Origin of the sequence: Alcaligenes sp. MMA (genome assembly GCF_020907215.1) — a bacterium.
Classification (GTDB): Bacteria; Pseudomonadota; Gammaproteobacteria; order Burkholderiales; family Burkholderiaceae_B; genus Alcaligenes; species Alcaligenes aquatilis.
In genome coordinates this window covers 11,624-23,800 of the sequence record NZ_JAJJPP010000004.1, presented here as the reverse complement: position 1 = coordinate 23,800, position 12,177 = coordinate 11,624, and the positions used below count along the sequence as shown (strand labels likewise).

Here is a 12,177-nt window from a genome sequence, read left to right as displayed (position 1 = left end):
CTTTTTCTTCGGACATGACAATGGCTTTGCTTCCTATCCTGAAATTTCCTGACCCACGTCTGCACACGGTTGCCAAACCCGTGCAGGAGGTCGACGACCGTATTCGCAAACTGGTCAAGGATATGGCCGAGACCATGTATGACGCGCCCGGTGTAGGTTTGGCCGCCACTCAGGTTGATGTGCACGAGCGTGTGGTGGTTATCGACGTGTCGGAAAGCGGCAATGAATTGCTGGTGCTGATTAACCCGGAAATCACCTGGAAAAGCGAAGAGCTGAAGGTCTACGAAGAAGGTTGCCTGTCCGTGCCCGATACCTATGACAAGGTCGAGCGCGCTGCCAGCATCCGCTTCAAGGCTCAAAATGAAAAAGGCGAGTGGTACGAGCAAGAGGCCGACGGCCTGCTGGCCGTATGTGTTCAGCACGAGCTGGATCATCTGGATGGCAAGGTGTTTGTGGAGTATCTGTCGGTACTCAAGCGTGAGCGTATTCGTAGCCGTCTGCGCAAGCAGCAGCGTGAAGCCCTGAAGGCAGGGCAATAGTCGCCATGCGTATTGTTTTTGCCGGCACCCCGGATTTTGCCCGTATCGCCCTGGAAGCCCTGTTAGCGCAGGGCTTTGACGTTCCTTTGGTCATGACGCAGCCAGACCGTCCGGCTGGCCGTGGCATGAAGCTTAGCCCCAGCCCGGTCAAGCAAGCCGCTGTGAACGCCCATATTCCGGTTCTGCAGCCGCATAGCTTGCGTCTGGATGGCAAGTATCCCGAAGAGGCCGCCCAGGCCCGTCAGACCTTGCTGGATTTGCAACCGGATCTGATGGTGGTGGCGGCCTACGGCCTGATTCTGCCCAAATGGACCTTGGAGCTGCCTCGTTATGGCTGCTTCAATATTCACGCCAGTCTCTTGCCCCGCTGGCGCGGTGCGGCACCGATTCAGCGTGCGATTCAGGCAGGCGATGCGGCCACGGGTATCACCATCATGCAGATGGATGAAGGCCTGGATACCGGCGATATGCTGGTGCGCAGCGAGCTGGCAATTCGTGACGATCACAGTGCTGCAACCTTGCATGACGATTTGGCGCAACTGGGGGCACAGGCCTTGCTGCAAGCCTTGCAGCACGTGCGTGATGGCACCTTGCAGGCGGTTCCTCAGCCAGAAGAAGGCGTGACCTACGCCGAGAAACTGTCCAAGGCGGAATCGGCGCTGGATTTAAGCCAGCCAGCCAAAGAGCTGGAGCGCCGTATTCGCGCATTTGACCCGGTGCCAGGTTCCACCCTGTCCTTACCCGGTTTGGAGCAGCCTGTGAAGGTTTGGCGCGCTCAGGTGATAGAGCAAACGCATGGCGCAGAACCCGGTCAGATTCTGGGCGTCAGCGCCCAAGGTATTGATGTGGCGTGTGGAGAAGGGGTGTTGCGTTTGCTGGAACTGCAAAAAGCAGGTTCCAAGCGCCAGTCCGTTGCCGTCTTTGTGCAGGGCTGGCAGTCTCGCTAAGTCGTGCAGGGCTCAGGCGCCAGCCTTGCTCTGGCGCCGCCATTCCAGGGTTCCGATCACAATGCCACTGGAACACACCACGGCAATGCCGATCCAGGTAAACATATCGGGGAACTGCCCCCAGATCAGCCATCCCAGCGCGGCGGCTGCCACGATCTGTAGATACACAAAGGGTGCCAGCAAAGAGGCCGAGGCCCGTTGATAGGCCTGGATTTGCAGCAAATGTCCCAGACAGCCCCACAAGCCCGTCGAAATCAGAATCAGCCATTGAAAAAATGTCAGCTCCTTCAGGACAGGCAGGGCGGCGGGCAGCAGAAAGGGCAAGGCAATGGTCAAACAGATGCTGCCTACGGCGCCACTCCAGATCAAGGTGGTCAGCGAGTTGTCAACGGCCACGCGGCGTGTGGCGATAAATTGCGTAGCAAACATACAGGCGGTCATCAAACCGAACATTACGCCCAATGGGTGTAGACCAGCCGTGGGCCGGATGATGATCAGCACGCCCAGAAAGCCGACCCCGGCCGCCACCCAGCGACTGATGCGTGGCGGCTCTTTCAGAATCCAGGGAGCAACAGACAACACCAGCAGGGGAGCTAGAAAGTTGATGGAGGTGGCTTCGGCCTGAGGCAGATAGCTCAAGGCACTGAAAAACGAGAAGGTGGACAGCATCATCACTGTGCCACGCAGAATTTGTGCTTTGGGGCGGGAGCTGCGCAGGATTTTGCGGCCTTTGACTGGCAAGACCAGCGCCAGCACCAGCACCAGATGGACGACGTAGCGAAACCAGCACATCACCAGCAGGGGCACACCAAAGCCCATGATCCATTTGCCACTGGCATCCAGACCCGACAGGGCCCAGGACGACAGAATCAGAATGAGCACCCCCGCCAATGGAAAGACCGTGGGTGTCATGATCTGGGGCAGGGAGGAGGATTGGGGTGTGCTCATGACAGGCTCCTGACGAAAAGCACAAGGACGGCCGGGTGGCCGTCCTGGAACGAACGTAAATCTTACCGGATTAGTGTTTGCGCAGGGGCAATACCCGTTCGATTGCTGCACCTACCGCCAACAGGTGCTCGTCGTGGTAGGCGGGGGCGGCTACCATCAGGCCTACCGGGGCTTCATCAGCCGCGTGGCAAGGCAGCGACAGAGCGCAACCGTCCAGGAAGTTGATCAGGGTGGGGTTGCGCAGGACCAGACCGTTGGTGGCGAAGTAGACCTCGTCCGAGGCTTGCAGATCGGCAATGCGAGGAGCGACCACAGGCACGGTAGGCATCAGAACGGCATCGTAGCGTTCCAGACGGCTTTCCACGGCGCTGATCCAGGCCTGGCGTGTGTCTTGCAGCTCGATGTAATCAGCGCAGTCGATGTCCTTGCCGCGCAAAATGCGGGAGGCCACCCGGGGGTCGTATTGCTCGCCCTTGCTTTGCAGGGTGTCGCGGTGCACAGACCAGGCTTCGGCGCAGACGAAACCGCCTTTGCGGTTGATCTGTGGCAATTGGTCAAATTCGGGCAGATTGATCTCTTCAACCACAGCGCCTTGCTCGCGCAGCAGGGTGATGGCACGGTCAAAGGCGGCGCGCACGGTCTCATCGATGCCGTCAAACACAAAGGTCTTGGGCACGGCCAGGCGCAAGGTGTCCAGGGCGGGGGTGGCCACGGGCACGTACGGCTGGTCGGTCAGAATGGAGTCCACAATGGCGCAGCATTCTACCGAGGCGGCCAGAGGGCCATTAGAGTCCAGGCTGCGCGACAAAGGCATGGTGCCTTCGCTGGGAACACGCTCGGCGGTGGGTTTGAAGCCGGTCAGGCCGTTAAAGGCCGAAGGGATACGGATGGAGCCACCCGTATCAGTACCAATGGAGAACACCGACATGCCCTGGGCAACGGCGACCCCGGCACCGGAGGACGAACCGCCGGGGATGCGGGCATTGTCGCGGTCCCAGACCGAGCGCGGCGTGCCGTAGTGAGGGTTGATGCCCAGACCGGAGAAGGCAAACTCGGTCATATTGGTGGAGCCAATCAGAATGGCGCCGGCGCGTAGCAAGCGCTCCACAATGGTGGCGTGCCGTTCAGCCGGCTCCGCATCTTTCAGTACAGCCGACCCACCCAGGGTCACATAGCCAGCGATGTCATGCAGGTTCTTGACCGACATGGGCAGGCCTTCAACCAGCGAGCGGCTCAAACCGGCAGCGCGCAAAATGTCAGAGGCTTTGGCGGCGGCCAGAGCCTGTTCAGCAAACACTTCGATGAACGCGGCAGCGCCGTCACGGCTTTCGTCCTGGATACGGTCCAGGGCTTGCTGGGTCAGCTCGACCGAGGTCGTTTCGCCACGATCAAGAGCACGTTGCAGTTCGGTAATAGTCGCTAGCATGGATCACTCGCAAAATAAATGGGTGGGGCGGGCTGGGCCAGTTTAGGCTACTTCAGGCAGAGTTTCAGTCACGTAGGTATGACGGATGCTGCGTTCGCGGCGGGGGTCATACAGCTCCATGGTGAACTGGGTTGCGGGGCGGATACCACCGATGGCGCCGACCGTGCCGCAGGTCATGCCAAAACCTTCGGGCATGGTGGTGGACTGAAAGTAGCCTTCGATCAGTTCCAGCGGGTTTTTCAGGGTGGACAAAGGACCATCCTGGTACAGGACTTCCTTGCCGTCTTCCTGAATGTAGGCGCGGATAATCAGCTCGTCCCAGTACTCGGCCACATCGCTGAACAACCAAGCATCACGGGCAACGGGCTTGGCGCAGATTTGTTTGGACAGGGCCACGCTGTGGGCTTCCAGAACACGGTCAGTGTGGTCCGAGGCCAGGCTCACCAGCAGGCGGCCTTGGTGATTAAACACAAATACTTCGGTCTCGCCGGACGAACCGGTACCAACGACCTGGATGTCGGTATCCTGGATCATCTGATTGGCAGCGATGCGGTAGTACAAAGGTACGGCGCTTGGTCGGGGCACACCCAGTTCGGCCAGCTCTTCAATGTGGTGCTCGATGGCCGCCAGATCGCGGCCAGCCCAACCGGCCACGATGCAGTGCTGCAGGTCAGCTTCGATGATTTCAGTGTGGGTGGCCTGGGCCAGTTCAAACGTCAAACGCATAGCAGTACTCGTTTACTCAAAAACAGATTGGATTAACCGAACAGGCGTGGCAACCACAGAGCCAGATCCGGGAAGATGGCCAATAGACCCACCATGGACAGCAGCATGATCACAAAAGGCAGACTGCCCAGCATGACGTCGTTCATGCTGCCGCTCTTGCGCAAGCTCTGGACCACAAACAGGTTCAGACCAACAGGCGGAGTGATCAGCGCCACTTCCACCAGAATAATGATGGCAATCCCCACCCATATCGGGTCAAAGCCCAGGGCAATCATGATCGGAGCCACGATCGGGATGGTGGTGATCATCATGGACAGGGTTTCCATGAAGCAGCCCAGTACCAGGTAGAACACCACGATAATCAGCAGCATGGTGATGGGCGAGACGCCCAGGCCGGTAATGGCATCAGTCAGCGCTGTGGTCAGACCGGTAGCGGACATGACAAAGTTCAGGAAGGCTGAACCGATCACGATCAGCATGATCATGGCGGTGGATTTCATTGTGCCTTCCAGCACTTCCTTGATCATTTTCCAGCTCATGCGGCCCGAGAAAGTGGCCAGCAGCAGCGCACCGACCACACCCAAGGCGGCGGCCTCGGTCGGGGTGGCGATACCGGCGTAAATCGAACCGACCACCAGCAAGAAAATACCCAGTGGTGGAACCAGATGCACCAGGCTGGCAAAACGCTGGCCCCAGGAGGCTTTGACTTTGCTACCGCCCCATTGAGGTTTGACCATGCAGGCGCCAGCAATAGCCAGCATGAACAGCAAGGCCATGGCCAGACCAGGGATGATGCCGGCCAGATACAGCTTGGGTACGGAGGTGTTGGTCAGCACGCCGTAGATCACCAGATTGATCGAAGGCGGAATCAGAATGCCCAAGGTGCCACCCGCAGCCAGACTGCCCAGAAACAGCGGCTCGTTGTAGCCTTGCTTTTTGATCTGCGGCAAGGCCACGGTACCGACGGTGGCGGCGGTCGCCACACTGGAGCCAGATGTGGCGGCAAACAGGGCGCTGGCCCCGATATTGGCATGCATCAGGCCGCCGGGCAGCCAGGACAGCCACAGGCTCATGGCGTTATACATGCGCTCGGCCATGCCCGAGCGCAGCAGAATTTCGCCCAGCATGATGAATAAGGGGATGGCAACCAGCAGGAATTCGTTGCTGGTGCCCCAGGAAATTTCACCGAGTGCGCCGGTCAGTGGCAGCATGGAATACAGCGGGTCCAGAATCAGGCCCAGAACCCCCAGGGCTGCGCCTACAGGGATGCTTAGCCCGATCAGAACGAGCAGGAGAGTCAGTGCGGTACTAATCATTTGGTGTCTCCGTGGACCATGCGTTGGCCGGCCTCGGCTTCTTCAAGGGCTTCTTGCTGGGTACTGCGAATACCGCACAGGCTCTGGATGGATTTCAGATCGCCCGTAATCAATGCCAGGCTGGAGCGCAACAGCATCAGTGCCAGGACCACGCACAGCCAGAGCAGGCCTGCAACCCACAGAAACTGGGGAATCCACAAGGGAGTACCCATTGCCGTGTTGGCGGTGGACTGATTGGTCCAGGACACGTCGGCCACGCTGGTGGCATACAGGGTCAGATACACAATAAAGACCGAAAGTGCGACCAGGGCAATCCAGTCCAACAGTGCGGCCAAGCGCACGGGCAGATGCTGGTAGATGGCGTCGATACGGATATTGGCGCGTTGCAAGGTAGCAAAGGACAAGGCCCAGGAGATGCTGATGGCAAAGGCATAGCCAGAGAGTTCATCGGAGCCGCCAAGCGAGCGTCCGGTGAATTTGCGCAGCAGGACATCGGCCGTGATGTAGAGAGCACTGATCAGGGTCAGGCTGCCAGCAAACCAGATGGCGTAGCGCGACAGATTGGTAGCACCAGCCAGCAAGCGGTTGAGCATGGCGAATTTTTCGGTATTTTCCATGGCGTCTAACCCGTAGAGGGTTCAGGGAGCATATGAATGGATGATAGGCCCTGAAGACAGGGGGGGCCCAGGTGCTGGGCCGCCAAGCGGTGCGAGAAGGAGCGCCGCTTGGCAGTGACATCAAGTCAGATTACTTCTTGGCTTCAAAGCCCAGGATCGGGCTCAGGCTGGTGTTAAAAGCGGCCACGGTGTCAGCGGAGCTGCGCTCGGCCCACTTGGGCACCACGGTTTCGCTCATGACTTTTTTCAGCAGCTCTCGGTCAGCGTCTGTTGGCTTGACCAGGGTCATCTTGCCTTTTACCGGCTGTGTGCAAGCATCGGCGCCGGTGTTGCAGTCATAACCTTCCTGCGTTTCCTTGGCAGCGGCAACCCAGATCTCTTCGGTCATGGCCTTGATGTTGCTGGCCAGGAATTCTTGAACTTTAGGATCCAGCTTGTTCCAGGAGCCCAGGTTGGCAGCGTGGATCTGCTGGTTCCAGTTGATGGGCATTTCGTACAGCTTGGAGCTGACTTCGTACCACTTGGCCGAGTAGCCGGACATGGAGCCGGTGATGGCGCAATCGACCACACCGTTTTGCAGAGCTGGAACCACTTCACCAAATGGAATGGTGACGCTGTTGCCGCCCAGAGCCTGAACGAATTCAGCCTGTGTACGGCTGCTGGTGCGCACTTTCTTGCCTTTCAGATCGCTCAGGCCATTGAAGTTGCCGTTGCAAAACAGAACTTGAGCAGGGTAGGTGGAGAAACCCAGTACCTTGACGTTGTTCTTGGCGTAGAACTGCTCGTAAGCAGGAGTGAACGCGTCGGTCAGCTTCTTGGCTACGTCGATATCGGGAGCCAGGCCAGCCAGGTCGATGGCTTCGTTGATGGAGTTGTCACTGGCGAAGTAGGCCAGAGTAGCAGTACCAAAAGGAATCACGCCTTGACCGATCAAGCGCATGATTTCAGGACCTTTCAGGCCCATATCGTTAAAGCCCTTGATATCAGCGGTGATCTGACCACCGGACAGCTCAGGCACTTTCTTGGTCCAGAAGGGCTGCTCGGTGTTCTGGTAGGCGGTCAGGTTGCTCAAGCCACCGACAACTTTCAGGGAAGTCTTGGGCAGATCCTGGGCCAGGGCAGCAGAGCCCAGGGCCAGTGAGCCTAAAGCCAGGGAGGTCAGTACGATTTTTTTCATAAGGTGCTCCTAATAGCGGTCCAGCTGTATGGTTGATAGAGTGCGCTCCCTGTTTGCAGGGGCTGCATATTGAAACCAAAGGGGCGACCGGGGGTACCGGTCTAATCTTGCTTAAAGCGCGGCCAGCCGTGTGTTGGGCAGATCGGTAATCAACATATGTCCAGGGGCATGTGTGATACAAAACTGCGGCTTGGCCTGGGCAGCAACGGCTTGAGGGGTGACGCCGCAAGCCCAGAAAACGGGTAATTCGTCGGCACCGACTGGCACGGCATCGCCATAGTCGGGGTGTTGCAGGTCGCTGATTCCAATCAGGGACGGGTCGCCGATATGAACCGGAGCACCGTGCACGGACGGAAAGCGCGAGGTGATCTGAATAGCGCGGATGGCATCGGCCGCACGCATGGGGCGCATCGAAACCACCAAAGGGCCCGACAGGCGCTGCGTGCCCTGAGTCTGAATCGAACTGCGATACATGGGCACATTTACCCCCGTGCTGATATGGCGTACATCAATTCCATCGGCCAGCAGCGCTTCTTCAAACGAGAAGGAGCAGCCAATCAGAAAGGACACCAGATCATCGCGCCAGACTGCTTCGATGTTCAGCGGCTCGGCACTGAGCTCGCCGTTGTGCCAGACACGGTAACGAGGGAAATCCGTGCGCAGATCAATCGAGCCACCCAGGGTCGGCACCTGAAACTGGCCGGGTTCGGTCACGGCCAATAAAGGGCAGGGTTTGGGGTTGCGCTGACAAAACAGCAAGAACTCATCGGCCCAGTCTTTGGGCAGGATCATCAGGTTGGCCTGCACATAGCCTGCCGCCAGCCCCGCAGTGGGACCAGTATGGGTTTCTCGACGGATCAGCTCGCGGCATTTTTGGGCCTCGGGCGCCAACACAGGCAGGGTTTGCAGGTTCATGAATGACCACTCGCACAAAAGGGGGTTGATCACAGCATCGGATTGCAACCGATCGGATAATGTGTGTCCAATCGTATGTTTGAATCCAAGGCTATAAAGATTACTTATCGGACTGCACGTATTGTTGGGCGATTGCTTGTGCATGGTCAGCGACGACGCGGGCAATATGGCTGTCTGGCGAGTCCATCCAACAGGCAAAGAATTCGATCGCTGGCAGTGGCTGATCAACCTTCAAAAGACGCAGTTTTCCCTCGGCAAGCTCGTCTTTTATGACGTCGGGGGCAAGTACGCTTGGACCCATGGCGTGGCGTGTCATTTGCACGATGGTGCTCAGGGATGCGCTGCCAAAAATACGGGGAGATTTGACGCCGGCACGCAGCAGCGCTTCGCGTGTGGCCAGGTAGGGAACACTACCAGAAGGATAGGTGATTACAGGGTAAACCCCTAGCTCTGAAACACTGACTTTTCGGCCATGCAGTTTCAATTCGGGGCTGGCGACCCAGCCTAAGTGATAAGCACAAAGTCGAATGCACTGCTCTTTTGGGTCCTGGCCCACGCCTACGATCATCGCCATATCAATCTGGAAACTGGCCAGTTGCTGGCGCAGCACGCTAGTGGTGTCGACGTGGATTTCAATGACCAGGGAAGGGTACTCCTGATGCAGTTTGTCGATCAGCTCATGCAGCCAGGTCTGGACAATGGTTTCAGCCACTCCCAGGCGCAGCAGGCCGCGAATGGCATTTTGTTCTTTGGCTGCGCGCAGCATCTCGGTGCGTAAATCCAGCATGCGCTGTGCGTGCGATAACAGCTCCTGGCCTTTGTCGGTCAGTTTGATGCCCCGGGCGCCCCGATCAAACAAGCGTAGCTCCAGGCTGGATTCCAGCCCGGCAATACGCTGAGAAATAGACGGTTGGGTCGTGTTGAGTTTTTCGGCAGCTGCCCGGAAACCGCCAAGCTCGGCAACCCATACAAAGGCTTCGATCTGTTTGAGATCAATCATGTTTCCGGTCCAGAAAATAGGCAGTCTTATTATGCCTGATCGCCATCGGCGCTCAGAACTAGAGCTGACGGATATTTTTCCGTATCTTTGTTTGATTGAACGCGCCCACCACTATAATTCGCCCATGACTTGCAAGATACTGATTGTGCGTACGTCCTCTTTGGGAGATCTGGTGCATATGCTGCCAGCGATCTCGGACATTGCACGCTATGTGCCCGGTGCACAAATAGATTGGCTTGTGGAAGAGAGCTTTGCTCAGATTCCGGGCTGGCATCCGGCAGTAAATGAAGTGATTCCGGTGGCGCATCGGCGTTGGCGCAAACAATGGTGGTCTGCCCAGACACGCCAGGAACGTGCCGCCCTGCGAGAACAGTTGCAGTCGCGCCAATACGATGTGGTGCTCGATATGCAGGCCTTGATGAAATCCATTTGGCTGGTGCGCCAAACGAAAGGCCGCCGTCATGGTCTGGACTGGAAGTCTGCGCGTGAGCCGCTGGCCTCGTTGTTCTATGACGTGCGTCATCGCGTCGGGTTTTGGCAGCCGGCCGTTTTCCGTCAGCGCAGCTTGGCCGCTTCGGCCTTCGGCTATCAATTCGAAGGTGCGCCCGATTTTGGTTTGCAGGGTTTGGCCGCACAAGCGCCCAAGGACGAAAATCCTTACGCCATTATCATGCCGTCAGCCAGTCGCGACGATAAGCTCTGGGAGCCGGAGAACTGGCAGCAGGTCTTTGACCGCCTGCAAGGTGAAGGCTTGGCACTGCGCTTGTTGGCAGGCAGCCCTACCGAGTCTGAACGTGCCCAAGCCCTGATAGCTGGCCGCAGTCAGGCACAGGTCATGCCACGAATGGATTTGACGCCTATCGCTTTGCAATTGGCTGGAGCCCAGGTCATGGTGGGCCTGGATAGCGGTTTGACCCATTTGTCGGCCGGCCTGGGCCGTCCCACTATCGGTATCTATAAGGCCTCGACCCCAGTACGTACCCCTTTGGAAGGTTCTGCCTATACTGCCAGCCTGGGCGAGCGCGGGCATCCTCCTTCGGCAGAAACAGTGCTCTGTGCGATCGATCAGGCATTGGGGCGGACGCAGATGCCTGAACCGGGCTTGGCGGCTGCCGGTCTTACATCGAGGCTTAGCGGGTGAACCGATTTTTCTATACTGCCTCCATTCGTCTCCTGGCTCCAGCCTTGATGGCCTGGATGGGTGTGCGTGCCCGTCGTGCTGGTGGTGACTGGCAGGTGTTATCGGGCCCTCGCTTTGGTTTTTATGGTTCCCTGCCTGTGCCTCAGAAGGCGCCGGTGTGGGTACATGCAGTCAGTTTGGGTGAGACGCGTGCCGCTCAGCCTTTGATTCGTGCCTTGTTGGATCAAGGCGAGACGGTCTTGTTGACCCATATGACCGTCACGGGCCGCGCAGAAGGGGCACAAGCATTTGCCGCCGAGATCGCAAGTGGACAGTTGTTGCAGCAATGGCTGCCTTACGACTTTCCCGGCTCGGTACGGCGTTTTTTCGCGCATTACCGTCCATGTGCCGGGGTGTTGATTGAACGCGAAGTGTGGCCCAATCTGCTGGCTGCAGCGCGCCGACAAGGTGTTCCCATGATGCTGGCCAGTGCTCGGTTTTCGGAAAGTGCGCTGCGAACCAGTTTGAAGGCGGGTTCGGTCATGCGTGGGGCCTACCGTTCCTTCAAACTGATCTATGCACAAAGTCTGGCCGATGCCCAAAGACTGGAGCTGGCGGGAGCTCAGGGAGTGCGCGTATCTGGGAATCTTAAGTTTGATGTGGTCTTGCCGCAGGACAAGATTGCTCGTGGTCGTGGCTTTGCCAGCGAGCTGGGGCGGCGTGTGGTGGTGATTGCCAGTACGCGTGAGACCGAGCATGCCGATTTCATGGATGCTATTGCCCACTATTTGCGTCGCGAACGCGAGCATGGCAGCGAACTGCATCGCCCAGTCTTGTTTGTCGTTATTCCGCGTCACCCCGAGCGCTTTGAGGAAGCGGCAGACTATCTGAACCAGCTAGGCTTGCGTTCGGTGCGACGTAGTGAGCTGTTGAAACAGGGCGATACCAGTACGAGTGCGATTCAAGCCTGCCGAGAGGTTGATGTGCTTTTGGGCGATACCCTAGGTGAAATGCATTGGTATTACGGCTTGGCGCGCGTGGCCATTGTGGCGGGTAGCTTCCAGCCTTTGGGCGGACAGAATTTTATTGAAGCCTGCGCAGTCGGTGTCCCTGTGATTGTGGGCCCGCATACTCATCATTTTGCCCAGGCCATGCAAGATGCCATGCAGGCAGGTGCTGTGATACGGGCCAGTACGCCAGCCTTGGCGTTGCAACAAGCATTGGAATTAGTGGACGATCCGGCACGTCACAACAAGATGGCTGATTCGGGTTTGCATTGGGTCCAGATGCATCAAGGTGCAGTGCAACGTGTACTTTCTGGATTGGCACAAATTCGCGATTAAATACCGAGCTGTTTATTAGCTAAAAGTATTAGGTTTTATGTGCTTTTGAGTTTGTGGTAATTTGAAGACAGCTTGTCTTGATTTGAATCAAATCAAATAAAAA

Annotated in this window: 12 protein-coding genes; 4 read left to right on the top strand and 8 right to left on the bottom strand. The window is 57.7% G+C overall.

Translation table 11 applies throughout. From position 1 onward, the window contains the following. The first annotated feature begins 20 nt into the window (after positions 1–20). Together def and fmt are read left to right on the top strand one after the other, a co-directional pair. Complete coding sequence (def, locus tag LNA76_RS16330) at positions 21–539, top strand: peptide deformylase (RefSeq protein WP_094198232.1); 519 nt, start codon at positions 21–23, stop codon at positions 537–539. 5 nt (positions 540–544) lie between these two features. Next, on the top strand, positions 545–1,486 hold the full coding sequence (gene fmt, locus LNA76_RS16325) for a methionyl-tRNA formyltransferase (RefSeq protein WP_125278035.1): 942 nt from the start codon (positions 545–547) through the stop codon (positions 1,484–1,486). 12 nt (positions 1,487–1,498) lie between these two features. Here fmt and LNA76_RS16320 read toward each other — a convergent pair whose 3' ends face one another. The 8 genes from LNA76_RS16320 to LNA76_RS16285 all read right to left on the bottom strand — a co-directional run bounded on the left by LNA76_RS16320 (position 1,499) and on the right by LNA76_RS16285 (position 9,611). After that, complete coding sequence (locus tag LNA76_RS16320; protein ID WP_121737713.1) at positions 1,499–2,434, bottom strand: DMT family transporter; 936 nt, start codon at positions 2,432–2,434, stop codon at positions 1,499–1,501. Positions 2,435–2,504: 70 nt separating this feature from the next. Continuing rightward, entirely contained in the window at positions 2,505–3,860 is a 1,356-nt protein-coding gene (locus LNA76_RS16315; RefSeq protein WP_121737714.1) for an amidase, read from the bottom strand. Between the two features lie 42 nt (positions 3,861–3,902). Further along, positions 3,903–4,586 (bottom strand): DUF2848 domain-containing protein, encoded by a 684-nt coding sequence (locus tag LNA76_RS16310; RefSeq protein ID WP_108727103.1) that lies wholly within the window; start codon positions 4,584–4,586, stop codon positions 3,903–3,905. Positions 4,587–4,618: 32 nt separating this feature from the next. Next, positions 4,619–5,902 (bottom strand): TRAP transporter large permease, encoded by a 1,284-nt coding sequence (locus LNA76_RS16305; protein ID WP_094195323.1) that lies wholly within the window; start codon positions 5,900–5,902, stop codon positions 4,619–4,621. Next, positions 5,899–6,519 carry a TRAP transporter small permease subunit gene (locus LNA76_RS16300; RefSeq protein ID WP_094195324.1) on the bottom strand — a complete coding sequence of 207 codons (621 nt, stop codon included), beginning with the start codon at positions 6,517–6,519 and terminating at the stop codon, positions 5,899–5,901. The genes LNA76_RS16305 and LNA76_RS16300 overlap by 4 nt, the downstream gene beginning before the upstream one ends. Before the next feature lie 130 nt (positions 6,520–6,649). Then, entirely contained in the window at positions 6,650–7,696 is a 1,047-nt protein-coding gene (locus tag LNA76_RS16295) for a TRAP transporter substrate-binding protein (RefSeq protein WP_094195325.1), read from the bottom strand. Between the two features lie 111 nt (positions 7,697–7,807). Beyond that, positions 7,808–8,611, bottom strand: a complete 804-nt coding sequence (locus LNA76_RS16290; protein WP_121737716.1) for a putative hydro-lyase — start codon at positions 8,609–8,611, stop codon at positions 7,808–7,810. Positions 8,612–8,711: 100 nt separating this feature from the next. Beyond that, positions 8,712–9,611 carry a LysR family transcriptional regulator gene (locus LNA76_RS16285; protein ID WP_094195327.1) on the bottom strand — a complete coding sequence of 300 codons (900 nt, stop codon included), beginning with the start codon at positions 9,609–9,611 and terminating at the stop codon, positions 8,712–8,714. Positions 9,612–9,735: 124 nt separating this feature from the next. Between LNA76_RS16285 and waaC the strand changes: the two genes are divergently transcribed. Together waaC and LNA76_RS16275 are read left to right on the top strand one after the other, a co-directional pair. Further along, the gene (gene waaC / locus LNA76_RS16280; RefSeq protein ID WP_094198233.1) at positions 9,736–10,752 is read left to right on the top strand and encodes a lipopolysaccharide heptosyltransferase I; all 1,017 of its coding nucleotides are present in this window, start codon (positions 9,736–9,738) and stop codon (positions 10,750–10,752) included. Continuing rightward, positions 10,749–12,074 (top strand): 3-deoxy-D-manno-octulosonic acid transferase, encoded by a 1,326-nt coding sequence (locus LNA76_RS16275; protein WP_094195328.1) that lies wholly within the window; start codon positions 10,749–10,751, stop codon positions 12,072–12,074. The genes waaC and LNA76_RS16275 overlap by 4 nt, the downstream gene beginning before the upstream one ends. The last annotated feature ends 103 nt before the right edge of the window (positions 12,075–12,177 follow it).

Excerpts from the sequence above, each read along its gene's own strand:
- LNA76_RS16295 (WP_094195325.1), bottom strand. The coding sequence starts at position 7,696 with ATGAAAAAAATCGTACTGACCTCCCTGGCTTTAGGCTCACTGGCCCTG.
- LNA76_RS16315 (WP_121737714.1), bottom strand. The coding sequence starts at position 3,860 with ATGCTAGCGACTATTACCGAACTGCAACGTGCTCTTGATCGTGGCGAA.
- waaC (WP_094198233.1), top strand. The coding sequence starts at position 9,736 with ATGACTTGCAAGATACTGATTGTGCGTACGTCCTCTTTGGGAGATCTG.
- LNA76_RS16310 (WP_108727103.1), bottom strand. The coding sequence starts at position 4,586 with ATGCGTTTGACGTTTGAACTGGCCCAGGCCACCCACACTGAAATCATC.
- def (WP_094198232.1), top strand. The coding sequence starts at position 21 with ATGGCTTTGCTTCCTATCCTGAAATTTCCTGACCCACGTCTGCACACG.
- LNA76_RS16305 (WP_094195323.1), bottom strand. The coding sequence starts at position 5,902 with ATGATTAGTACCGCACTGACTCTCCTGCTCGTTCTGATCGGGCTAAGC.
- fmt (WP_125278035.1), top strand. The coding sequence starts at position 545 with ATGCGTATTGTTTTTGCCGGCACCCCGGATTTTGCCCGTATCGCCCTG.
- LNA76_RS16320 (WP_121737713.1), bottom strand. The coding sequence starts at position 2,434 with ATGAGCACACCCCAATCCTCCTCCCTGCCCCAGATCATGACACCCACG.
- LNA76_RS16285 (WP_094195327.1), bottom strand. The coding sequence starts at position 9,611 with ATGATTGATCTCAAACAGATCGAAGCCTTTGTATGGGTTGCCGAGCTT.
- LNA76_RS16300 (WP_094195324.1), bottom strand. The coding sequence starts at position 6,519 with ATGGAAAATACCGAAAAATTCGCCATGCTCAACCGCTTGCTGGCTGGT.
- LNA76_RS16290 (WP_121737716.1), bottom strand. The coding sequence starts at position 8,611 with ATGAACCTGCAAACCCTGCCTGTGTTGGCGCCCGAGGCCCAAAAATGC.